Annotated in this window: 23 protein-coding genes; 7 read left to right on the top strand and 16 right to left on the bottom strand. The window is 70.8% G+C overall.

Translation table 11 applies throughout. From position 1 onward, the window contains the following. Positions 1-149: 149 nt before the first annotated feature. Positions 150-488 (bottom strand): co-chaperone YbbN, encoded by a 339-nt coding sequence (locus ASD35_RS23480; protein ID WP_235538434.1) that lies wholly within the window; start codon positions 486-488, stop codon positions 150-152. A 206-nt stretch (positions 489-694) separates the two neighbouring features. Here ASD35_RS23480 and ASD35_RS23475 point away from each other — a divergent pair, with 206 nt between their 5' ends. Together ASD35_RS23475 and ASD35_RS23470 are read left to right on the top strand one after the other, a co-directional pair. Next, the gene (locus ASD35_RS23475; RefSeq protein ID WP_056877505.1) at positions 695-1,690 is read left to right on the top strand and encodes a diacylglycerol kinase family protein; all 996 of its coding nucleotides are present in this window, start codon (positions 695-697) and stop codon (positions 1,688-1,690) included. Continuing rightward, a complete protein-coding gene (locus tag ASD35_RS23470; protein WP_056877319.1) occupies positions 1,687-2,484 on the top strand; it encodes a metallophosphoesterase in 798 nt (265 codons plus the stop codon). Before ASD35_RS23475 ends, ASD35_RS23470 begins: the two co-directional genes overlap by 4 nt. Here the strand turns inward: ASD35_RS23470 and ASD35_RS23465 are convergent. The 12 genes from ASD35_RS23465 to ASD35_RS23410 all read right to left on the bottom strand — a co-directional run bounded on the left by ASD35_RS23465 (position 2,481) and on the right by ASD35_RS23410 (position 12,411). Beyond that, complete coding sequence (locus ASD35_RS23465; RefSeq protein WP_082580377.1) at positions 2,481-3,269, bottom strand: ATP-binding cassette domain-containing protein; 789 nt, start codon at positions 3,267-3,269, stop codon at positions 2,481-2,483. The genes ASD35_RS23470 and ASD35_RS23465 overlap by 4 nt on opposite strands. Positions 3,270-3,271: 2 nt before the next feature. Next, complete coding sequence (ssuC, locus tag ASD35_RS23460; protein WP_056877318.1) at positions 3,272-4,036, bottom strand: aliphatic sulfonate ABC transporter permease SsuC; 765 nt, start codon at positions 4,034-4,036, stop codon at positions 3,272-3,274. Positions 4,037-4,038: 2 nt separating this feature from the next. Then, on the bottom strand, positions 4,039-5,211 hold the full coding sequence (gene ssuD, locus ASD35_RS23455; protein ID WP_056877317.1) for an FMNH2-dependent alkanesulfonate monooxygenase: 1,173 nt from the start codon (positions 5,209-5,211) through the stop codon (positions 4,039-4,041). A gap of 12 nt (positions 5,212-5,223) precedes the next feature. Continuing rightward, complete coding sequence (locus tag ASD35_RS23450) at positions 5,224-6,180, bottom strand: aliphatic sulfonate ABC transporter substrate-binding protein (protein WP_056877316.1); 957 nt, start codon at positions 6,178-6,180, stop codon at positions 5,224-5,226. After that, positions 6,177-7,148 carry a sulfonate ABC transporter substrate-binding protein gene (locus ASD35_RS23445; RefSeq protein ID WP_056877315.1) on the bottom strand — a complete coding sequence of 324 codons (972 nt, stop codon included), beginning with the start codon at positions 7,146-7,148 and terminating at the stop codon, positions 6,177-6,179. The genes ASD35_RS23450 and ASD35_RS23445 overlap by 4 nt, the downstream gene beginning before the upstream one ends. Before the next feature lie 115 nt (positions 7,149-7,263). After that, entirely contained in the window at positions 7,264-7,821 is a 558-nt protein-coding gene (gene ssuE / locus ASD35_RS23440) for an NADPH-dependent FMN reductase (RefSeq protein WP_056877314.1), read from the bottom strand. Positions 7,822-7,933: 112 nt separating this feature from the next. Beyond that, on the bottom strand, positions 7,934-8,206 hold the full coding sequence (locus ASD35_RS23435; RefSeq protein ID WP_056877313.1) for a hypothetical protein: 273 nt from the start codon (positions 8,204-8,206) through the stop codon (positions 7,934-7,936). Between the two features lie 61 nt (positions 8,207-8,267). Next, positions 8,268-8,537, bottom strand: a complete 270-nt coding sequence (locus tag ASD35_RS23430) for a hypothetical protein (RefSeq protein ID WP_056877312.1) — start codon at positions 8,535-8,537, stop codon at positions 8,268-8,270. Then, positions 8,534-8,722 carry a hypothetical protein gene (locus tag ASD35_RS23425; RefSeq protein ID WP_056877311.1) on the bottom strand — a complete coding sequence of 63 codons (189 nt, stop codon included), beginning with the start codon at positions 8,720-8,722 and terminating at the stop codon, positions 8,534-8,536. The genes ASD35_RS23430 and ASD35_RS23425 overlap by 4 nt, the downstream gene beginning before the upstream one ends. A 158-nt stretch (positions 8,723-8,880) precedes the next feature. Continuing rightward, positions 8,881-10,206 (bottom strand): FAD-binding oxidoreductase, encoded by a 1,326-nt coding sequence (locus ASD35_RS23420; protein ID WP_056877310.1) that lies wholly within the window; start codon positions 10,204-10,206, stop codon positions 8,881-8,883. Between the two features lie 19 nt (positions 10,207-10,225). After that, the gene (locus tag ASD35_RS23415) at positions 10,226-10,945 is read right to left on the bottom strand and encodes a cupin domain-containing protein (protein WP_056877309.1); all 720 of its coding nucleotides are present in this window, start codon (positions 10,943-10,945) and stop codon (positions 10,226-10,228) included. Next, positions 10,942-12,411 carry an aldehyde dehydrogenase family protein gene (locus ASD35_RS23410; RefSeq protein WP_056877308.1) on the bottom strand — a complete coding sequence of 490 codons (1,470 nt, stop codon included), beginning with the start codon at positions 12,409-12,411 and terminating at the stop codon, positions 10,942-10,944. The genes ASD35_RS23415 and ASD35_RS23410 overlap by 4 nt, the downstream gene beginning before the upstream one ends. Positions 12,412-12,576: 165 nt before the next feature. Here ASD35_RS23410 and ASD35_RS23405 point away from each other — a divergent pair, with 165 nt between their 5' ends. Further along, positions 12,577-13,767, top strand: a complete 1,191-nt coding sequence (locus tag ASD35_RS23405) for a M20 aminoacylase family protein (RefSeq protein WP_235538433.1) — start codon at positions 12,577-12,579, stop codon at positions 13,765-13,767. Between the two features lie 58 nt (positions 13,768-13,825). On the opposite strand, the gene ASD35_RS23400 is transcribed toward ASD35_RS23405, so the two are convergent. After that, positions 13,826-14,773 (bottom strand): GlxA family transcriptional regulator, encoded by a 948-nt coding sequence (locus ASD35_RS23400; protein ID WP_056877307.1) that lies wholly within the window; start codon positions 14,771-14,773, stop codon positions 13,826-13,828. Between the two features lie 109 nt (positions 14,774-14,882). Between ASD35_RS23400 and ASD35_RS23395 the strand changes: the two genes are divergently transcribed. Together ASD35_RS23395 and ASD35_RS23390 are read left to right on the top strand one after the other, a co-directional pair. Next, positions 14,883-15,683 carry an SDR family oxidoreductase gene (locus tag ASD35_RS23395; protein ID WP_056877306.1) on the top strand — a complete coding sequence of 267 codons (801 nt, stop codon included), beginning with the start codon at positions 14,883-14,885 and terminating at the stop codon, positions 15,681-15,683. 47 nt (positions 15,684-15,730) lie between these two features. Continuing rightward, a complete protein-coding gene (locus tag ASD35_RS23390) occupies positions 15,731-16,642 on the top strand; it encodes an alpha/beta fold hydrolase (protein WP_157275726.1) in 912 nt (303 codons plus the stop codon). A 103-nt stretch (positions 16,643-16,745) separates the two neighbouring features. Here the strand turns inward: ASD35_RS23390 and ASD35_RS23385 are convergent, their stop codons facing one another. Continuing rightward, entirely contained in the window at positions 16,746-17,114 is a 369-nt protein-coding gene (locus ASD35_RS23385; protein ID WP_056877305.1) for a DUF1428 domain-containing protein, read from the bottom strand. 402 nt (positions 17,115-17,516) lie between these two features. Between ASD35_RS23385 and rsgA the strand changes: the two genes are divergently transcribed. After that, positions 17,517-18,581 (top strand): ribosome small subunit-dependent GTPase A, encoded by a 1,065-nt coding sequence (gene rsgA / locus ASD35_RS23380; RefSeq protein ID WP_056877304.1) that lies wholly within the window; start codon positions 17,517-17,519, stop codon positions 18,579-18,581. Positions 18,582-18,658: 77 nt separating this feature from the next. Then, positions 18,659-19,498 carry an SDR family oxidoreductase gene (locus ASD35_RS23375; RefSeq protein WP_056877303.1) on the top strand — a complete coding sequence of 280 codons (840 nt, stop codon included), beginning with the start codon at positions 18,659-18,661 and terminating at the stop codon, positions 19,496-19,498. Positions 19,499-19,508: 10 nt separating this feature from the next. Here ASD35_RS23375 and ASD35_RS23370 read toward each other — a convergent pair whose 3' ends face one another. Next, a complete protein-coding gene (locus ASD35_RS23370) occupies positions 19,509-20,471 on the bottom strand; it encodes a porin (RefSeq protein WP_056877302.1) in 963 nt (320 codons plus the stop codon). Positions 20,472-20,560: the final 89 nt, after the last annotated feature.

Genomic DNA, 20,560 nt, shown 5'->3' with positions numbered 1-20,560 from the left:
GGCATTCGTGCCGTGTGGATGTCAGTGCAGTCCTACAGTTTGTGCGATCTGTTGCAAACTCTTCACCATGCGGGATTTGATGCGTTTTGCCGTCAGATTGACCTGCAGCCTTTCACTTCTGGACGTCGCCGCCTCCGCCAGGACAGCCGTCAGCCCTGCGTCCTGAGACGCTCCGCCAACGCCGCATACTCGGGCGCCACTTTGGCCGGCGTGGCATCGGTAAGGTGGGCGCGCAGGACACGCCTGAGCGTCTCGGGCTGCGGCGTCAGCGGCCCGGCGAAACGCACGTGCGCGTCGTCGGCGATCAGCAGCGTGGGGAAGGTCTCGATGTCCAGGTCGCCGACCAGCTCGGCCTCGTCCTCGATGTCGATCCAGCGCACGCGTAAATCCGGCTCCGGCAACCCGGCGCAGGCGGCTTCGAAGATCTGCTGGTAGGACTCACAGGTGCGGCACCAGGCCGCGCAGAGGCAGGCGACGTGAACGGTCATGGGCCGGCATGGTGCCATGCCGGTCGCGGACGCCGCCGCGGGCGCCTGGATTGCCCCCCGAACCGGCCGTGGCGGCGCGGCGGGCAAGGGCCTGCGCAAGCCCGGTCCAGTCATGTTTCACCCTGGGGAGTTCATGCTTTGGCGCTGAGCACTGAACGGCGCGCTGCGTTGGGCTCATGATGGCGCCTGCACAGCCCACCACGCACATGCCGCCATCGCCCGGATCCGCCGCCGCCTCGCCCCTCTTCGTGGTGTTCAACCCCGCGGCGGGGTCCAGCGCGGAGGAGGAGCTGGCGCCGGCCGTGGAAGCCGCCTGCGCCGCCGCGGGCCGCCGCTGCGAGCTGCTTCCCGTCGCCCACCCCCGCGGCCTGGCCGACGCGGCACGTGAGGCGGTGCGGCGCGCGCACGCGGCCGGCGGCACGGTGGTCGCGGCCGGCGGCGACGGCACGATCAATGGCGTGGCGCAGCAGGTGCTCGGCAGTGGTTGCCGCTTCGGCGTGCTGCCGCGCGGCACCTTCAACTACTTCGCGCGCACGCACGGCATACCGCCCGACCTGCCCGGCGCCTTGCGCGTGCTGCTGGCCGAGGAGGCAATGCCCGTGCAGGTGGGCCTGCTCAACGAGAGGGTCTTCCTCGTCAACGCCAGCCTGGGCCTCTATCCGCGCTTGCTGGAAGACCGCGAGGCCTGGAAATCTCAGCTGGGCCGCAGCCGGCTGGTCGCGTTCGGTGCCGGCATCAAGACGCTGCTGAGCGGCCACCGCAGCCTGCGCCTGACGATAGAGCTGCAGGGCCAGTCGCGGCAGGTGCGCACGCCGACGCTGTTCGTCGGCAACAACGCGCTGCAGATGGAGCAGGTGGGCCTGCCCCAGGCGCGCGCCATCGACGCCGGCCACCTCGCCGGCGTGATGCTCAAGCCCGTGGGGCGCGCGTCCTTGCTGGCCCTGCTGGCGCGCGGTGCCTTCGGCCAGCTCGGCGAGGCCGACCAGGTGATCCACTTCGCCTTCCGGCGCCTCACCGTGACGGCCGGCGCCTTCGGCTCGCGGCACATCAAGGTCGCCACCGACGGCGAGGTGTTGCGCATGCCGCTGCCGCTGCGCTTCGAGGTGGCGCCGCAGCCGCTGATGCTGGTCCGGCCGCCCGGCCTGGCCCAGGAGCGGCGCGAAGCCCGCGGCGCGGGCACCGAAGGGGAGGTGGCGGCATGACGGTGGTGCTGCAGGTCTCAGACCCTCATTTCGGCACCGAGCAGCCGCAGGCGATGGCGGCGCTGCAGCGGCTGAGCGCCGAGCTGCGCCCTGACCTGCTGCTGGTCACCGGCGACATCACGCAGCGCGCCCGCGCCGAGCAGTTCGCCCGCGCGAAGGCTTGCTTCGAGCAGCTCGGCGTGCTGGCGTGGCTGGTCATTCCCGGCAACCACGACATCCCGCTGTTCAACGTCTGCGCGCGTGCCTTCAACCCGTACGGCCGCTACGCCAGCGCCTTCGGCGAAGCGCTGGAAGGCAGCTTCGAACGCGACGACCTGCTCGTCATCGCCATCAACACGACGCGGCGCTACCGCCACAAGCACGGCGAGGTGTCGGCCGGGCAGATCGAACGCGTGGCGCAGCAGCTGGCCTTCGCGCGACCGGGGCAGCTGCGCGTCGTCGCCGTGCACCAGCCGGTGGCCGTGCCGACGAGCGACACCCAGAACCTGCTGCGCGGCCACGCGGTGGCGGTGCGCCGCTGGGCCGCGGCGGGGGCCGACCTCATCATCGGTGGCCACATCCACCTGCCCTATGTCGTCCCGCTGCGCTCGCGCTGGCCGGACCTGCCGCGCCAGGTCTGGGCCGTGCAGGCGGGCACGGCGCTGAGCAGCCGCGTGCGCGGCGGCATCGCCAACTCGGTCAACGTGATCCGCACCGGGCCGGGCCGCAGCGCGGTGGTGGAGCGCTGGGATGTGGACCGGGCGGTCGGCGTCTTCCGGCGGGTCAGCGCGACGCTGATCGAGCCCGGTCCCTAGCCTCCCGCCGGCTGGCCGACGATCTGCCGCAGCACCCGCTCCTCCAGCTCGGCAAAGCCGGCCGCGGTGCGGGAACGCGGGCGGGGCAGGGCGACGCCGGCGTCCAGCGCGATGCCGCCGCGGTCGATCAGCAGCACGCGGTCCGCCAGCGCCACCGCCTCGGCGACGTCGTGCGTGACCAGCAGCGCCGTGAAGCCGTGGCGGCGCCACAGCTGCTCGATCAGGCGGTGCATCTCCAGCCGGGTCAGCGCGTCCAGCGCGCCCAGCGGCTCGTCCAGCAGCAGCAGGCGCGGCCGGTGCACGAGGGCGCGGGCCAGCGCGACACGCTGGCGCTGGCCGCCGGACAGCGTGGCCGGCCAGTCACCGCCGCGGCCGGCGAGGCCGACCTGCGCGAGCGCTTCCATCGCGCGGTCCTTCGCGCCCCGGCCTTCGAGGCCCAGGGCCACGTTGTCGACGACGCGCTTCCACGGCAGCAGGCGGGCGTCCTGGAACATCAGCCGGCGCTCGTGCGCGGCGCCGGCCTCGACGCGGCCCGCGCTCGGTGCGTCCAGCCCGGCGATGAGGCGCAGCAGCGTGCTCTTGCCGCAGCCGCTGCGGCCCACCAGGGCGACGAACTCGCCGGGCGCGACCTGCAGGTCCAGGTCTTGCAGCACATGGCGGGTGCCGAAGGACTTGTCGACGCCGCGCAGCGCCAGTGCCAGGCCGCGCGAGCCGTCCCGCGCCGGCGCGCTGTCGATCACCGGCTCACGCGGCAACACAGGGGTGTCGAACTCGGTCAGCCACATGGTCATGCTCCTTCTTGCGCATAGCCGCGGTGCCAGGGCAGCCATGCGCGCTCCATCCAGCGCGCCGCGACGTCGGCCAGCTTGCCCAGCAGCGCGTAGAGCAGGATGCCGACGAGCACGATGTCGGTCTGCAGGAACTCGCGTGCATTCATCGTTAGGTAGCCGATGCCGGCCTGCGCGGACAGCGTCTCCGCGACGATGAGCAGCACCCACATCAGCCCGAGCGAGAAGCGCAGGCCGACGAGGATGGACGGCAGCGCACCGGGCAGGATGACCTGCCTGTACAGCTGCCAGCCCGACAGGCCGTAGCTGCGCGCCATCTCGATGAGATCGCGGTCGACGCCGCGGATGCCGTGGAAGGTGTTCAGGTAGACCGGGAAGAACACGCCCACCGCCACCAGCACCAGCTTGGCGGTCTCGTCGATGCCGAACCACAGGATGACCAGCGGGATCAGTGCGAGGGCCGGGATGTTGCGCAGCATCTGCAGCGTGGTGTCGAGCAGCGCTTCGGCCTGGCGCCAGGTGCCGGTCAGCAGGCCCAGCGCCAGGCCCAGGCCGCCGCCGATGGCCAGTGCCGAGAACGCGCGCGCCGTGCTGACGGCCACGTGGTGCGCCAGTTCGCCCGAGCGCAGCAGCTGCCAGAACGCCGCCAGCACGGCGGCCGGCTCGGGCAGGATGCGGGCGGACAGCAGGCCGCTGCGCGAGGCCACCTCCCAGGCGATGAGGATGGCCGCGGGCAGCAGCCAGGGAATCAGGCGCTGGCGCATGGTCAGCTCGCGGAGACTGCCTTGGGGGCGTAGTGGTTGGCGACGACTTCGCCGAACGGCCCGGTCAGCGCCGGCGCACTGAGCTTCTCGCGCACGTCCAGCGGCAGCAACGGGAACACCAGTTCGGCAAAGCGGTGCGCCTCGTCCAGGTGCGGGTAGCCGCTCAGGATGAAGTACTCCAGGCCCAGCGCGGCATAGGCCTGAATGCGGTCCGCCACCTGCTGTGGGTTGCCGACGAGGGCCGTGCCGGCGCCGCCGCGCACCAGGCCCACGCCGGCCCAGAGGTTGGGCGCGATCTCCAGCCCCTGGCGCACGTCGGCCTTGTTGAACTGGCCGCCGTGCAGCTCGGCCATGCGGCGCTGGCCGACGGAGTCCATCGACTTGAAGCGTGCCTGCGCGGCGGCGACGGTGGCTTCGTCCAACTGCGACAGCAGCTCGCCGGCAGCGCGCCACGCCTCGTCCTCGGTCTCGCGCACGATGACATGCAGCCGGATGCCGTAGCGCAGCTGCCGGCCATGCGCGGCGGCGCGCTCGCGCACGTCGGCCAGCTTCTTCTCCACCTCGGCGGGTGGCTCGCCCCAGGTCAGGTAGGTGTCCACCTGCGCCGCCGCCAGCTCGTGCGCGGGGGCGGACGAGCCGCCGAAGAACACGGGCGGGTAGGGCTTGTTGATGGGCGGATAGAGCACCTTGCCGGCCTTCACGCTGAGGTGCTGGCCGTCGAAGTCGAAGCCCTCGCCGTCGTGGGAGCGAGCCAGCAGCTCGCGCCAGATGCGGATGAACTCGGCCGACTGTTCGTAGCGTGCGCTGTGGTCCAGGAACTGCCCGTCGCCGGCCAGCTCCTCGGCGTCACCGCCCGTGACGAGGTTGACGAGCAGGCGCCCGCCCGAGAGACGGTCGAGCGTGGCGGCCATACGCGCGCTTTGCGATGGCGCGACGAGGCCCGGCCGCAGCGCGACGAGGAACTTCAAGCGCCGCGTGGCGTCGATGAGGCTGGCCGCGACGATCCATGAGTCCTCGCACGAGCGGCCGGTGGGCAGCAGCACGCCTTCGTAGCCGAGGCTGTCGGCGGCGATGGCGATCTGCTTGAAGTAGGCATGGTCGGCCACGCGCGCGCCGCGCGAGCTGCCGAGGTAGCGGCTGTCGCCGTGGGTGGGGATGAACCAGAAGATCTTCATGGGAATGCTTCCTTAGGCCTTGCCGATGGGCGTGGCGATCGCGTCGGCGACGCGGATGCTGCGGGGGATGAGGCCCAGCTCGGTGAACGAGTCGGCCACCAGTTGCTGCTCCTTGACGATGTCCGCCGTGAGCGGCCCCACCGGCGCGGCGCCGCGTCGCTCGACCATGCGATAGACCGTCGCCAGCGGCAGGCCGGCAAACTCGGCGTAGCGCTGCACCGCGTCGCGCCGCTCGGCGCGGGCCCGCGTGTCGGTGTCGGTCAGCGCCTGGAACAGCGTCTTCAGCAGCGCGGTGTCGCGGCTCAGCGCACGGGAGGCCAGGTAGAAGGTGTTGTTGCTGGTCAGCCCGCGGCTGGTGGCCAGCGCGCGCAGCTCGCCGGTCACTTCGGCGGCCGCGTAGTACGGGTCCCACACGGCCCAGGCGTCGACCGAGCCGCGCTCGAAGGCGGCACGCGCGTCGGCCGGCGGCAGGTAGACGGGCTGGATGTCGGCCCAGGCCAGGCCGGCTTTCTTCACGGCGCGCACGGTCAGGAAGTGGGCGCTGCTGCCTTTCTGCAGGGCGACGCGGCGGCCCTTGAGGTCGGCCAGCGTCCTGAGCGGCGAATCGGGCTTGACGAGCACGGCCGAGCTGTCCGGCTTGGGCGGCTCGGCGCCGACATAGACGACGTCCTTGCCCGCGGCCTGCGCGAACACGGGCGGCGCGTCGCCGGTGGCGCCGAGGTCCACGCTGCCCAGCGCCAGCGCCTCGAGCAGCTGCGGGCCGGCGGGGAACTCGGTCCACTGAATCTTGGTGCCGGGCAGGCGCTGCTCCAGCAGGCCGTAGCTCTTCAGCAGCGCGAGGTTGAGGGAGCCTTTCTGGAAGCCAATCCGCAGGTGCTGCAGCTGCGGCGCCCCTTGCGCACGCACCCACAGCGAGGCGGTCGTCGCGAGGATGGCGACGGCGGCGCGCCGCGTCGTCTGTGCGCTCATCTGGACGCCTCCGCCAGCTTGGCCGTGCCCGGCAACGCGTCCGCCACGCGGATGGGCTTGGGGATCAGCCCGAGCGTGTGGAAGCTGTCGGCGATCTTCTGCTGCTCGGCCGCCACGGCGGGCGTCAGCGGCTTCACGCCGAACTGGTAGCGCGCCAGGCTCTTCTCGACGACCTCGGCTTCCAGCCCCTGCAGCGGTGCGATGACGGCGGCGGCCGCCTTGATGTTGGCCTTCAGGTACGCAGCCTGGGCCTGCGTGTCCTCGAACAGCGCCTGGATGACCTGCGGCTGCTTCTCGGCATAGCCGCGCTCGGCCAGGTAGTAGGCGTAGTTGTTGACGATGCCCCGACCGTCGGCGAGCTGCCTGGCGCCGCTCTGCTTCTCGACGGCGGCGAGGAACGGGTCCCAGATCACCCACGCATCCACCGCGCCGCGCTCGAAGGCCGCGCGCGCATCGGCCGGCGCCAGGTAGACGGGCTGGACGTCGCCGAACTTCAGGCCCTGCTTCTCCAGCGCCTTGACGAGCAAATAGTGGACGTTGCTGCCCTTGTTCAGCGCGACCTTCCGGCCCTTCAGTTCCGCCACCGACTTGAGCGGCGAATCCTTGGGCACGACGATGGCTTCCGCCTCCGGCGCGGCCGGGTCGTGGCCGATGTAGACGAAGCGCGCACCGGCAGCCTGCGCGAAGATGGGCGGCGCCTCGCCGACGAAGCCCACGTCGACCGCGCCGACGTTCAGGCCTTCGAGCAGTTGCGGGCCGGCGGGGAACTCGACCCATTTGACGGCCACCCCCAGCGGGGCCAGGCGCTTTTCCAGCGAGCCGCTGGATTTCTGCAGCGTCAGCAGGCTGGCGGATTTCTGGAAGCCGATCCTCAGCGTGTGGGGCGGCGTGGCCTGCGCCGAGGCGTGCAGGCCGATGGCGGCCAGCAGCAGCGGCGCGGTCCAGCGAAGCAATGAGCGGTAGAGCATGTGATGTCCTGCGAAAAAGATCCCGGCGCTCGGGTGCACCCGATCCGCGCCCGAGCGCCGGGATGAATCGCCGATCCCGTGCGGGTGGCGAGGAGACAAGGGGTGGTGGGCTGCTTCAGCGCCGACAGCTGAGCTCGGCGTCGATGCGCATTCGCGCGGCGGGCACGAGGGGTTCCAGCGCGCGGTCCAGCCGCGCCAGCAGGTCGGGTTCGGGCACGTAGCCGCCCGCCTCATGGCGCTGCAGCTGCGCGTCGGTGGCGAAGACGCCGTCCAGCACATGGCGTGCGCCCAGCGCCGAAAGCACCGGCTTGAGCGCGTAGTCCAGCGCCAGCAGGTGCGCCGTGCTGCCACCCGTGGCCAGCGGCAGCACGGTCTTGCCGCGCAGCGCGTCGGGCGGGAGCAGGTCCAGGAAGACCTTCAGCAGGCCGGAATAGGCGGCCTTGTAGATGGGCGTGCCGACGATGACGAGGCTGGCCGCGCCGACGGCGTCGACCGCCTGGGCGATGGCCGCATCCGTGGTGTCCGCGCCGAGCAGGGCCGCGGCCGGCAGCCCGCGCAGGGTGATGTGCTCGCTGCGCGTGGCCACGCCTTCAAGGCGGGTCAGCGCGAACTGCGTCAACCAGGCGGATCGCGAGCGTTCGCTGGGACTGCCGGAGATGCTGGTGATGTGCATGGGTGGCCTGTGCGTGTTCAGGCCACAACGATAGGGAGCGTCGCTTCCTCGCGGAACGAAGGAAAGCGGCGTTGCTTATGTGCAGAGCGAGGGTGGGGCGCGGGCGTGCGCGTCAGGACCCGGCGCTGGACTCGGGCGGCGGCTCGCCAGGCTCGAGGTCCTTGATCTCCTTGTTCGCGGCACGCGGGCCGGTCGCCGGGGTGGCCCGCGTCGTCGGGGCAGAGGGCGTGGTGCGCGGGTGCTGCTCCAGCGTGCCGCCGGGGGCGTCGGTCGGGTTCTGCTGGCGGGCCTCGGCCCCGGCGTCGCCGGCCTGGTCGTCAGGTGAGGGTTTCGCGGCTTCTTCGGGGCGCGCGCTCTGGCCCACGTGGCGCAAGGGGTTGTTCATGGCGGTTCCTTCGGTGATGGACCGGCATGCGGGGCAACTGGCGTGCCCACACTGAAAAGCGTCAGCGAGGCAAGCTGGCGCGCAGGCCGTTCAGCGTCGGCGGCGACCAGGGCAGCGCCGAGCTGAACGCCGCGGCAAGGCGCGGGCCGAACAGCGGGCTGGCCGCCACGAGCAACAGCACCTGGCCGTGCTGGTCCACGCCGCGGATGTGGCCGCCTTCGGCATCGAACACCCAGCCGGCGACCTGCGGGGGCTGGCACGCCTGGGGCGCCTGGAGTGCCTGGCGATGGGCCGGAGCGAACCCCACCGACGTCGGGCTGCCGCCGTTCACAGCACTGTCCTGCGAACGTCGATCTCGGTGCCCTCCCAGGCCTCCTCGTCGGCCACGGGCAGGATGACCCGGTGCTGCGCATCGTCGCTGGCCCAGGCGCTGAGCTGCCTGAGGGTGACACGCAGCACGTTGGCGCCCTGCTGGCGCACGGTGTCGGGGGTGGGCGGGTTGGTTTGGGTCTGCATGGCGGTCTCCGATGTCGGTGACCGCAGTCTCGGCAAGCGCCGGCCGCGAAGGTATCGCCCTTAGGTGGGATCGAGGGGGGAGGAGCGGGGGATGCGCGGGGTGGCATCCCCCGTCGTATCCCCCTTAAGAGGGATGGACGTCCGTCTTGCTTGGGGAGTTAGAAGTCAGCCACCTTGCCCCAGGACGACTCGTTGAACCGCGCGGGGTTGAACGGCGCGGGGTCGAAGATGGGCCGCGAACCGGTCACCAGGTCGGCGATCAGGTGGCCTGCGCCGGGGCCGATGCCGAAACCGTGTCCCGAGAAGCCCGCGGCCAGGATGAAGCCGGGCATCTGCGGCAGCTCCCCGATACCCGGCACACCGTCGGGCGTGCTGTCGATGTAGCCGGCCCAGGTGCTGGCGATGCGGGCGTCGCGGAGCGCCGGCAACAAGTCGATGGCGCGGCGGTGGGTTTCGCGAACGCCGGCTGGGTCGGGCTTCGGGTCGAGGATCCGCGCGCGTTCCATGGGCGTGGGTGCGTCCAGCTTCCAGCGCGCGCGGGTTTCGTGGCCCCAGCGCAGGCCTTCCAGGCCGCCGGGGAACACGTTGCGCCAGCGCTTGGCGAACATCGGGATGAACTGCGGCGCGAAGCGCATCAGTTGCGGCGTGGGGTCGACGCGCCCCCGCCCGCTGATCGCCAGGACGTAGTGGCCGTCGGGCCGCCGGGTGACGGCGACGCGCGGGCCGGCGAGGGCGTCGGGCAGGCGCTGCTGCACCGGTGCCAGGCGCACGATGGATTGGCGCACCGTGGCAACCGGGAAGCGCACGCCGAGCTGGTTGCAGAACGACGACGCCCATGCGCCGCCCGCGAGCACCGCGGTGCGGGTCTTGATGGTCCCGGCCTCCGTCACGACGCCGCTGACGCGGCCGCCTTCGAGCTCGATGCCGCGGGCCGCGCAGTTCTGGTGGACGCTGCCGCCGAGCTTGACGAGCGCGGCGGCCACCGCGGGTGCCGCCCTGGCCGGGTCGGCCGTGCCGTCGCTGGGGGAGAAGACGCCGCCTTTCCAGCTGCGGCCGGTCGCCTGGCCCCGCTCCGAGGCCTCGCGGCCGCTGAGCATGTGGGTGGTCACGCCCGCGGTCTTGGCCAGCTCGCGCCAATGGGCCCAGTCGGAGATCTGCGCTTCGTCATCGCTCAGGTACAGCAAGCCGCAGCGCTTGAAGCCCGTGTCCTCGCCGGTCTCGGCGGCAAACTGGTCCCACAGTTCGAGGCTCCTGGTGGCCATCGGCAGTTCGCGGGCGTCGCGGTTCTGCTGGCGGCACCAGCCCCAGTTGCGGCTCGACTGCTCGGCGCCGATGCGGCCCTTCTCGACCAGGGCGACCGACAGGCCGCGCCGCGCCAGGTAGTAGGCGGTGAACACACCGATGATGCCGCCGCCGATGACGACGACGTCGGCGCTGGCCGGCGGTTGGGGCGAGGTCTCGATGAAGCGCAAGGGCTGGGACATGTGGGTCTCGACGGCGGTTTCAGGCGGGGACGGTTTGCACCACGTAGAACTTCGCGACATGGTTGCGGCTCTCCCAGCCGACGGGGGCGCCCTGCGGCACGAAGAGCGCATCGCCGGCCCCTGCCGACAACACGCTGCCGTCGGGGCTTGCGAACTGCACGTTGCCAGCAAGCAGGTGCATGAACTCGTTGAGGGGATGCGGGCGGACGATGCGGTGGTAGGGCGTCGAGTCCCAGGTGCCGGCCTTGTACTGCGTCTGCGCGTCGGTGAAGACGTTGTCACTGCGGCAGGCCGGGGCCGGGCCCAGCAGGGTTTGTGCCGGTGGCGGGTTGGACGGCTGGAGGTCGGCGTCGGCCCGCAACGGCGTGACGCCGGGCGCCGACGGCTCGCCACTGGCGGCCGCGCAGGACACGAACCGCGTGCCCGCGCCGGCCTGCATGCGCAGCGCGGTGCCCCGCGCGATGACCGCGCCGGCGTGTGGGCCGATGACCACCGGCGCCGTGCCGGCCGCCGTCAGCGTCAGCGCGCCCGCCACGACGACGAGGGTCTCGGTGTGAGGAAAGCACGCCACGTCGATGTCACCGCTGAAGGCGACCCGGGCGGCGATCATCGAACCGGGGCCCTCCCAGGCGATCTCGCGAGACGCCGCGAACGGATCGTCCCTGCCGAACGCCCCCGGGCGGAAGGTCGTCGAAAGCGGGGCACCGTCGGCGCGGTGCAGCAGCAGGGCTGCGGTCATGCGTGCTCCTCGTTCATGGCGCCAAGAATGGCCTTGGTTTCCAGGTATTCCTGCAAGCCTTCGACGCCGTACTCGCGGCCGTTGCCGGAGCGCTTGTAGCCGCCGAACGGGGCGTGCGGGTTCCAGGCCGGATGGTTGATGTGCACCTGTCCCGAGCGGATGCGGGCCGCGACGGCGCGCGCGGCGGCCGGGTCGCGGCCCTGCACATGGGCGCCCAGGCCGTAGACCGTGTCGTTGGCGATCGCCACGGCCTCGTCCACGCTGTCGCAGGCCATGATGGACAGCACCGGCCCGAAGATTTCCTCCTGCGCGATGCGCATGTGCGGCTGCACGTCCGAGAAGATGGTGGGGCGCACGTAAAAGCCCCGCTCCAGGCCAGCCGGCCGGCCGGGGCCGCCACAGACGAGGCGGGCGCCTTCGGCGATGCCGGCCTCGATCATGTCCTGCACGCGCTGGAACTGCGCGCGGTTCGCGACGGGGCCGTGCGTGGTCTGCGGCAGGCGCGGGTCGCCCACGACCAGGGCCGCGGCCGCTTCGGCGGCGAGCCGCTCCACCTCCGCGAGGCGCTCGCGCGGCACGATCATGCGCGTCGGGGCGCTGCAGGATTGGCCGACGTTGCGGAAGGCCGCGGCCACGCCCAGCGGTATGGCGCGCGGCAGGTCCGCGTCGGGCAGCACGATGTTGGGCGACTTGCCGCCCAGCTCCTGCGCGACCCGCTTGACGGTCGGCGCGGCCGCCTGGGCCACCAGCACGCCGGCGCGCGTCGAGCCGGTGATCGAGATCATGTCCACATCCGCGTGCGATGCCAGCGCGGCGCCCACCTCGGGGCCTTCGCCGTTCACCAGGTTGAACACGCCCGCGGGCACGCCGGCATCGCGCATCACCTCGGCGAACAGCAGCGCGCTCAGCGGCGACAGTTCGCTGGGCTTGAGCACGACCGTGCAGCCCGCCGCCAGCGCGGGGCCGACCTTGGCGGTGACCTGGTACAGCGGCCAGTTCCAGGGGGTGATCAGCCCGCACACGCCGATGGGCTCGCGCACGATGACAACGCCTTCGCGGCGGACGACAAACGGGTGGCTCTGCAGCACGTCCCGCGCCACGCGGATGTGCTCGGCCGCGACCGGCACCTGCATGCTGCGCGCCATGCCGATGGCCGCGCCCATCTCCAGCGAGATGGCCTGCGCGAACAGCTCCGCGCGCTCCAGGATCAGGGCGTGCACGCGGTCGAGCAGCATGGCGCGGGTTTCGACGGCAATGACGGACCAAGTGGTGAAGGCCTGTCGGGCCGCGGCCACAGCGGCGTCGACGTCCTGCGCATTGCCCAGTGCGATCTCCGCGACGGCTTGCTCCGTCGACGGGTCGATGACGGCGCTGCGGGCCCGGCCCGCCGGGGCACGCCACTCGCCGCCGATGAAGACGCGATCCAGGTGGCCAGCGTTCGTGAGACGCTCGATGACGGGGTGCATTCGGTGTGTCCTTTGGGGCCTGACAAGGCGTACGAAAGTAGACATGAAGGCCGGCATGAGGCGGTGCCGGATGCGCGCCGGTCTTCGCAAGATTCTTTCGTGCTGGCCCCTCGGAACAGCGAACGCTGCTGTCGATGCCTGCGGCCACTGACCTAAGCTCGCGCCATGCGCGACGAACCCATGCCCGCCATCTCGACCACGACGGAACGCATCGCGGTCGATGACCTGATGCCCGAGCTGGTCGCCCTGCGCCGCGACCTGCATGCCCACCCGGAGCTGGCCTTCCAGGAGCGCCGCACCGCCGGCATCGTCGCGGCGGCGCTGCGCCTGCTCGGCCTCGACGTGCACGAAGGCCTGGGCGGCACCGGCGTCGTCGGCACGCTGCGCCACGGCAGCAGCAGCCGCACCGTCGGGCTGCGCGCTGACATGGACGCGCTGCCGATGGCCGAGCAATCACGCCTGGGCCACGCCAGCCGCCATGCCGGCGCGCACCACGGTTGCGGCCACGACGGCCACACCGCCATGCTGCTCGGCGCCGCGCGCCACCTGGCACGCACCCGGCAGTTCGACGGCACGGTGCACTTCATCTTCCAGCCGGCCGAGGAAGGGCAGGGCGGTGCGCGCGTGATGGTGGAGCAGGGCCTGTTCGAGCGCTTCCCCTGCGACGCGGTCTACGCGCTGCACAACTGGCCCGACCTGCCGCTGGGCCAGGCGCAGACGCGCCCCGGCCCCATCATGGCGGCGGCGGACCGCTTCGACATCACGCTGCGCGGCCGCGGTGGCCACGCCGCCCAGCCGCACCACACGCCCGACGCGCTGCTGGCCGCGAGTCAACTGGTCGTACAGCTCAACACCATCGTCTCGCGCCGCATCGATCCTGCGGATTCGGCGGTACTTTCAGTCACCAGGCTCGAGGGCGGCCAGAGCCACAACGTGCTGCCGGCCGAAGCCCGCATCACCGGCACCGTGCGCAGCTTCGACGCGGCGGTGCAGGACCGCATCGAGGCCGCGCTGCGCGACGCGGCGGCCGGCGTGGCGCTCAGCCACGGCCTGGAGGTCGACGTCATCTACACCCGCTACTACCCGCCCACCATCAACACGCCGCCCGAGGCCGCGCTCGCACTGGCCGCCGCGGCCGATGCCGGCCTGCAGGCCACGGAGGCGGCGAGGCCGGCCTTCACCAGCGAGGACTTCGCCTTCATGCTGCGCGAGCGGCCGGGCGCCTACTTGTGGCTGGGCCAAGGCGGCGAACGGCCCCTGCACCACCCTTGCTATGACTTCAACGACGAAGCGCTGCCTCACGGCGTGCGCTGGTTCTGCGCGGTGGTGGAGCGGGTGTTGCGGATCGGGGCGTGACCGTCCCGGCTCCGGAGTTTTCGCAGTCGAATGGTGGCCGCGCCCTCGCCGACGCGCTTCAGGGCCCCAGGCGGGCGTCGCGCCTGAGTGCCTGAGGCGGCTTGCCGAAGCCCCGCATGAATGCCTCGCGAAGATGGCGCCGGTCGCGAAAGCCCGTCTCGCGCGCCACCACCTCCAGCGGGTGGCGGCTGCGCTCGATCATCAAGCGCGCCGCCTCCACGCGCAGGCGCTCCACCGCCTTGGCGGGCGATTGGCCGGTCTCGGCCGTGAACACCCGGCTGAACTGGCGCGGGCTGAGGTTCGCGGCCGCAGCGAGTTCTTCCACGCCCAGCGACTGCGCCAGGTGGTGGCGTGCGTACTCCAGCGCCCGCGCGATGCGGTCCGAGCGCGGCGCCAGATTCAGCATCTCCGAATGCTGCGACTGGCCGCCCGAACGGCGCTGATGCATGACCAGCCGGTGCGCCACCGCGCGCGCCACGTCGTCGCCCAGGTCCTTCTCGACGAGGCCGAGCGCCAGATCCAGTTCCGCCGTCATGCCGGCCGAGGTCCAGATCGGGTCATCGGCGATGAAGATGCGGTCCGGCTCGACCTGGACGTCGGGATGGCGCTGCTGCAGTGCGTCCGCATAGGCCCAGTGCGTCGTCGCGCGTCGCCCCGCCAGCAAGCCGGCCTCGGCCAGTACGAAGGCGCCGGTGCACAGCCCCACGGTCCGACGTGCCCGAGCGCTGCACTTTCGCAGCGCATGCAGCAGCTCGGACGGTGAGGAGCTGGCAAGCGGGTCGATCACGCCGACCACCATCCAGGTGTCTGCTGTGCTGCGTGCGGTGAAGGGCAGCGCCTGCAGGGCCGTGCCCAGCGATGCCTTCACGCTGCCACCGGGCATCGAGTGGCAAGTGACCTCGTAGAAAGGCTCGCCCGCCACGACGTTGGCGAATTCGAAGACCGCCTGCGTGGCCAGCGCCATCACCTGGAAGCCGGCCGGCAGGACGTAGCCAATCTTGTGCATGGGCGGGCTCCGGATCGCGTGACATAAAACATGACTATATGCGTCATTTACGCCATGCGCTAGACGGCGCAACATGCGCTCCATCGCAACCCCGCAACGGAGCACCACCATGACGCAGACGAACCCGGGCACCGCCCTCATCACCGGAGCCTCCTCCGGCATCGGCGCCCTCTACGCCGACCGCCTGGCACGGCGCGGCTACGACCTCATCCTCGTCGCCCGCAGCCGCGAGCGTTTGAACCCGCTGGCTGCGGACATCAGCAGCCGCCACGGCCGCGCGATGGAGGTCTTCCCCGCCGACCTGAACGATCCGGTGGCGCTGCGCAGCGTGGAGAACAAGCTCAAGCGCGATGCCAGCATCACCCTGCTGGTCAACAACGCCGGCATCGGCACGCACACGTCGCTGCTGGAGAGCGACGTGGACCAGATGGCGCGCATGATCGACCTCAACGTCACGGCGCTGACCCGGCTGAGCTACGCCGCGGTGCCCGGCTTCGTGGCACGCGGCAACGGTGCGTTGATCAACATCGCCTCCGTCGCGGCCGTCTCGCCGGAAGCCTTGAACGGCGTGTATGGCGGCAGCAAGGCTTTCGTGCTGGCCTTCAGCCAATCGCTGCAACACGAGCTTGCGGCCAAGGGCGTGCGGGTGCAAGCGGTGCTGCCGGGTGCGACGGCCACCGAGTTCTGGGCACGCGGCGGCCTTCCCGTGGAGCACCTGCCGGCGCAGATCGTGATGCGTGCCGAAGACCTGGTCGACGCCGCCTTGCAGGGCTTCGAGCGCGGCGAGTCGGTGACGCTGCCTGCGCTGCATGACGGCGCCCTCTGGGATGCCTTTGAGGGCGCGCGCAAGGCGATGGCGCCCCACCTGTCGAGCAACGAAGTGGCATCGCGCTACCAGCCCTTGCGCTGAGTGCCCGCATCGCATCCACGCCCCCCAAAAAACTCAAGGAAACCATCGTGCCGCTGACCAGCAACAACTCTCTTTCCACAATCAAGATCCCCGGGACCGAGGAACACTTTCTCGATCCGCGCGGATCAAACGAAGCCAGCCCCGGGCGTTTGCGCTATCTCTCGGGCGGAAAGGGGCCAGCGTTGGTCCTGCTGCACACCGTTCGCACCCAGGCCGAGCACTTCCGCCACCTCATCCCGCTGGTCCTGGAGCGGTACACGGTGTATGCCCTCGACCTCCCTGGCATGGGCTACTCGCAGATCGTGCCGGGCGCGTCCTATGAGGAGCCGGCCATGCGCGAGGCGGTCAAGAGCCTCATCACCCGACTCGACCTGCGCGACGTGACGCTGCTCGGCGAGTCGATGGGCGCGACGCTGGCCCTCACCACCGCGGCCGATCTGCCCGAGCGGGTGCGGCGTGTCGTGGCGATCAATGCCTATGACTACGCGGGCGGCATCAAGCGGTCCAGCCTGCTGGCCCGGTTCGTCGTGACCGGCGCGCTGGCGCCGGTGGTCGGCGAGACCATCGCCAGCGTCCAACCCAAGCCGATCGTGCGTGCCGTGCTCCGTGGCGGTCTTGGCGACACGTCCGCCCTGCGCGATGACTACGTCGATGAGCTGTTGAAGGTCGGACGTCGGCCGGGCTATCCGGTCGTCGCCCGCGCGGTGTACGGCAACCTGCCCAGCCTCATCGCGGCACGCGCCCGCTACCCCGAGGTCCGCGCACCCGTTCATCTCATCTACGGAGAGACGGATTGGTCGCGACCCTCGGACCGGCAAGCCAACAAGCAGATCCTCCCCGCGGCCGAGTTCGTCCAGGTGCCTAGCGCCGGCCACTTCATCGTCCTCGAACGGCCGGACGTGGCTGCCAAGGTGTTGAACGACACGCTGTCGCCAGCGCGAGCAGTTGAATACGCTTGAGCAAACCGCTGGTTGCAAAACACTGCTGAGCACCAAGTCGGTTGAGGCGATCTCGACCGACCTGGTCGATTTCAGGTCGTGGTGAAGGTTCGCCCCCCGCCACTCAAGCCTTCACTTCAACCACCTGCTCGAAGCCGCCGAAGATCATGCGTTTGCCGTCGAAGGGCACGGGCGGGTTGCCGGGGGTGGACGGGTCCATGCGCGGGTCTTCCATCATCTTCTTCATGCCGGCGTCGCGCGTGGCCTTGTCGGGCCATTCGACCCACGAGAAGGCCACCGTCTCCTCGGCCGTGGCCTGGACGGCGCGGCGGAAGTCGGTGACTTTGCCGTCCGGGACATCGTCGCCCCAACCTTCGATCACGCGGGTGGCGCCCAGCTCGATGAACATCGCGTCGAAGTGGCGCGCGTGCTCGATGAACTTCTGCTTGTTGGCGGTGGGAACCGCGATCACAAAACCGTCGATGTATGACATGTCTTCACTCCTGTCCGGTTGAATGCACGGAGCGCCCTCGGGGCACCCGTATCCCATCGACGAACGACGGGACGCCAAATCGACATGGCCTGCCCGGCCGCCGCGGCGCCCTGAGCGTAGGCGCCTGGCACGGTTGACGCCAGCCTCCCCTGGCTGGCAGACTCGCGCCCTTCATCAACCAGCCCAGGAGAAGACCATGGAACAAGCGGATCGTGTCGCCCTTCTCGTGTCCGGCTGCCTGCGTGCCCCTCTGAGCGCCCTTCGCGCCTGAGCCTGCGTTCACCGCGGGTCCATTGATCGCCGCACCAGTCGCGGCCGGCTTCCCACCTGATTGCGCCACGCGCCAGCGCGCGTGGACAGGTTCGCGCTCGCGCGGACGAAGCCAACCCTCAATGGATTCCCATGATCGACATCGAATTCGAGACGCTGCAGGCGCTCGGGCTCACACAAGCCATCGCGGCGCGCGCCGCGCAACTGAGCGTGCCCGGGCCGGACATGCGCCTCGCGCGCATCACCGAATCGCAGCGCGACTGCTTCACGCTGCATGACGGCCGCTCCGAACTGCTGGCCCGTGCACTGCCCAGGCTGGTGCAGCAACTGCAGGCCATCGCGGAGCCGCTGACCATCGGCGACTGGGTCGGCATGCAGGCCGACGCGCACGGCCAGGCCTGGATCGTCGAGCGCGTCCAACCCGTCACGCAGATTGCGCGCCGTGCCAACGACGGGCGCCGCCAGCCGCTTGCCAGCAACGTCGATGCGGCGCTGCTGGTGATGGGGCTGGATGCGGACTTCAACGCGCGCCGCATGGAGCGCTACATCGCCATGGTGCGGGCCTGCGACGTGGCGCCGGTCGTCGTGCTCACCAAGCGCGACATTGCGCCGGATGCGCCGGCGCGCATTGCGGAGATGTACGGCCGCCTGCCCGCCACCGTGCCGGTGCTGCCGGTGAACGCGCTGTCGCGGCAGACCTGCGCCGAGCTCGGCCCCTGGCTGCATGCGGGGCAGACGCTGGTGCTGCTCGGCTCTTCGGGCGCCGGCAAGTCGACGCTGATCAACACGCTGGCCGACGCCGGCCAGTCCACGGGCGCGGTGCGCAAGGGTGACGGCCGCGGCCGCCACACGACCACGGCGCGCTCGCTGCACCGCTGTGCGCACGGCGGCTGCATCATCGACACGCCGGGCCTGCGCACCTTCAGGCCCGACGCGGACGCGCGCACGCTGGCGGCGTCGTTCGAGGATGTGCAGTCGCTCGCGCAGCACTGCCGGTTCCGCGATTGCCGGCACGAGGGCGAGCCCGGGTGCGCCGTGCTGGCTCACGTGGACGGGGATCGGCTCGACAACTACAAGAAGCTGATGCGCGACGCCCAACGCGGCGAACTGACCGCACTGGAACGCATCGAGCTGAGAGCCAAGTGGAAGGCCATCGGCAAGGCGGGCAGCCAACGTGCCCGGGAGAAGAAGGGCTGAGAGGTTGAGCGTGCAACCCGGCGTCGGGAGCGCCGTTTGCTGGCAAGGCGGCCGTTGTGAAACCCAGGAGGCCCTCCATGAACCAACCCGCACAGCAACAAGACCTGCCCGGCAAGACCGCCCCGATGCGCCCGCAGCCGGACCATGGCGAGCACAGCTACAAGGGCAGCGGCAAGCTCGCCGGCAAGGCGGCCATCATCACCGGCGGCGATTCCGGCATTGGCCGCGCGGTGGCCATCGCCTATGCGCGCGAAGGCGCGGACGTGCTGATCGCCTATCTCGAATCGCATGACGACGCCCAGGAGACGCGCCGCTGGGTGGAGGCCGCAGGCCGTCGCTGCGTGCTGATGGCCGGCGACATCGTCGATGCGGAGCATTGCAAGGCCATCGTGCGCCGCGCCGTCGAAGCATTCGGCCGGCTGGACATCCTCGTCAACAACGCCGCCTTCCAGATGTCACGCGAGTCGCTCGACGAGATCTCCGACGACGAATGGCGGCGCACCTTCGATGTCAACATCCATGCGCAGTTCTATCTCGCGAAGGCGGCGCTGCCGCATCTGAAGCCGGGGTCGTCCATCCTCAACACGACGTCGATCACGTCCGACAAGCCGCCCAAGGAGCTCATCCCCTACTCGGCGACCAAGGCGGCGATCGCCAACTTCACCGCCAGCCTCGGCCAGTTGCTCGCCGAGCAGGGCATCCGCGTCAACTCGGTCGCGCCCGGCCCGATCTGGACGCCGCTGATCCCCGCGACGATGCCGCCGGAGAAGGTCGAGAAGTTCGGCAACGAGGTGCCGATGAAGCGCCCCGGCCAGCCGCGCGAAGTGGCGCCGCTGTTCGTCTTCCTCGCGTCGGACGAGGCGAGCTATATCACGGGGGCGCGGTACGCCGTGACAGGCGGCGCGCCGTTGCTGTAGCGAGGCCTGCTCAGAACGAGTGCGTCATGCCCGCGCCGTAGACTTCTTTCGTGCCCGTGCCCAGGATGCGCTTGGAGGCCAGGTCCGCATACACCGTGGTGCGCTTGGAGAAGCTGTAGCCGGCGCTCACCGAAACCATCTTGCGCTGCTTCACGCCGTCGATGTCCGCCTGGCCCCAGCCGGCCTTCAGCGTCGTGGCGCCCATCACATAGACGGCGCCCAGCGTCGTCACCTTGGCCTTGGAGCCGGCCAGCGTTTCGCTGACGTTGTACACGCCCATCAGCGACAGCATGCCGAAGGCGGCGCGCACGCCGGCCACGGTCTCGGTGGCGCCGGCGCTGTTCTTGCCGCTGCCCAGCATCATGCGCAGCTTGCCGTCGTTGTAGAGCAGCGTGGCGGCGCGCGTCTTCGCCACGGCGCCTGCGGGCGACTCGGGCGAGGCGCTGACATGCAGTGAGACGTTGGCGAACTTCGGCGAGTCGTAGAAGACGGCATTGGCCACGCGGCCCGAGCCGCCGCCGGTGGGGTCGGCGGAGTAGTTCCAGTGCCACAGGTCCCAGGCCGGCGACACGATGCGGTCGTAGTTGCTCCAGGCGTCGAAGGCCCAGTCGTGCGCCTGGATGGCGTCCAGCGCGCGTCCGAGGCGCAGCGCGCCGAAGCCGCCCTTGAGGCCGACGGTCGACTCGCCGTGCCAGAACGGCCTGCCGGTGCCGGCCTCGGGCGCGCCGGTGTCTGCGTCGAAACGGTGGCGCAGGCGGAAGGTCGCGGCCAGGCCGTCGCCGAGATCCTCGGTGCCGGCGAACTCCAGGTGGCTGCGCTGGATGGTGCCGACGTTGGTGCGGCCGGCTGTGTCGCGGAACACGCCCATGTCCACGCTGCCGCTGATCACGACATTGGATTGCGCATGGGCGAAGCCGCCGCCGAGCAGGGCGCAGGCGGCGAGCAGGGGGCGAAAGCGTGTGGACGGTGTCATGGATACCCTCGGTGGATTGGCAGACTGTTGGAATGCGCGCAGCGCCTGGTGCGCCTTGCGATGCATGCTGTGATGCCGGGTCATTGCAG

Source organism: Pelomonas sp. Root1444 (genome assembly GCF_001426885.1).
In the GTDB taxonomy this organism is placed as follows: Bacteria; Pseudomonadota; Gammaproteobacteria; order Burkholderiales; family Burkholderiaceae_C; genus Pelomonas.
This window is presented reverse-complemented; position numbering and strand designations above follow the sequence as displayed.

What these genes read in the sequence shown, in the direction of transcription:
- ASD35_RS23480 (WP_235538434.1), bottom strand. Translation starts at nt 488, where the DNA reads ATGACCGTTCACGTCGCCTGCCTCTGCGCGGCCTGGTGCCGCACCTGT.
- ASD35_RS23475 (WP_056877505.1), top strand. Translation starts at nt 695, where the DNA reads ATGCCGCCATCGCCCGGATCCGCCGCCGCCTCGCCCCTCTTCGTGGTG.
- ASD35_RS23470 (WP_056877319.1), top strand. Translation starts at nt 1,687, where the DNA reads ATGACGGTGGTGCTGCAGGTCTCAGACCCTCATTTCGGCACCGAGCAG.
- ASD35_RS23465 (WP_082580377.1), bottom strand. Translation starts at nt 3,269, where the DNA reads ATGTGGCTGACCGAGTTCGACACCCCTGTGTTGCCGCGTGAGCCGGTG.
- ssuC (WP_056877318.1), bottom strand. Translation starts at nt 4,036, where the DNA reads ATGCGCCAGCGCCTGATTCCCTGGCTGCTGCCCGCGGCCATCCTCATC.
- ssuD (WP_056877317.1), bottom strand. Translation starts at nt 5,211, where the DNA reads ATGAAGATCTTCTGGTTCATCCCCACCCACGGCGACAGCCGCTACCTC.
- ASD35_RS23450 (WP_056877316.1), bottom strand. Translation starts at nt 6,180, where the DNA reads ATGAGCGCACAGACGACGCGGCGCGCCGCCGTCGCCATCCTCGCGACG.
- ASD35_RS23445 (WP_056877315.1), bottom strand. Translation starts at nt 7,148, where the DNA reads ATGCTCTACCGCTCATTGCTTCGCTGGACCGCGCCGCTGCTGCTGGCC.
- ssuE (WP_056877314.1), bottom strand. Translation starts at nt 7,821, where the DNA reads ATGCACATCACCAGCATCTCCGGCAGTCCCAGCGAACGCTCGCGATCC.
- ASD35_RS23435 (WP_056877313.1), bottom strand. Translation starts at nt 8,206, where the DNA reads ATGAACAACCCCTTGCGCCACGTGGGCCAGAGCGCGCGCCCCGAAGAA.
- ASD35_RS23425 (WP_056877311.1), bottom strand. Translation starts at nt 8,722, where the DNA reads ATGCAGACCCAAACCAACCCGCCCACCCCCGACACCGTGCGCCAGCAG.
- ASD35_RS23420 (WP_056877310.1), bottom strand. Translation starts at nt 10,206, where the DNA reads ATGTCCCAGCCCTTGCGCTTCATCGAGACCTCGCCCCAACCGCCGGCC.
- ASD35_RS23415 (WP_056877309.1), bottom strand. Translation starts at nt 10,945, where the DNA reads ATGACCGCAGCCCTGCTGCTGCACCGCGCCGACGGTGCCCCGCTTTCG.
- ASD35_RS23410 (WP_056877308.1), bottom strand. Translation starts at nt 12,411, where the DNA reads ATGCACCCCGTCATCGAGCGTCTCACGAACGCTGGCCACCTGGATCGC.
- ASD35_RS23405 (WP_235538433.1), top strand. Translation starts at nt 12,577, where the DNA reads ATGCGCGACGAACCCATGCCCGCCATCTCGACCACGACGGAACGCATC.
- ASD35_RS23400 (WP_056877307.1), bottom strand. Translation starts at nt 14,773, where the DNA reads ATGCACAAGATTGGCTACGTCCTGCCGGCCGGCTTCCAGGTGATGGCG.
- ASD35_RS23395 (WP_056877306.1), top strand. Translation starts at nt 14,883, where the DNA reads ATGACGCAGACGAACCCGGGCACCGCCCTCATCACCGGAGCCTCCTCC.
- ASD35_RS23385 (WP_056877305.1), bottom strand. Translation starts at nt 17,114, where the DNA reads ATGTCATACATCGACGGTTTTGTGATCGCGGTTCCCACCGCCAACAAG.
- rsgA (WP_056877304.1), top strand. Translation starts at nt 17,517, where the DNA reads ATGATCGACATCGAATTCGAGACGCTGCAGGCGCTCGGGCTCACACAA.
- ASD35_RS23375 (WP_056877303.1), top strand. Translation starts at nt 18,659, where the DNA reads ATGAACCAACCCGCACAGCAACAAGACCTGCCCGGCAAGACCGCCCCG.
- ASD35_RS23370 (WP_056877302.1), bottom strand. Translation starts at nt 20,471, where the DNA reads ATGACACCGTCCACACGCTTTCGCCCCCTGCTCGCCGCCTGCGCCCTG.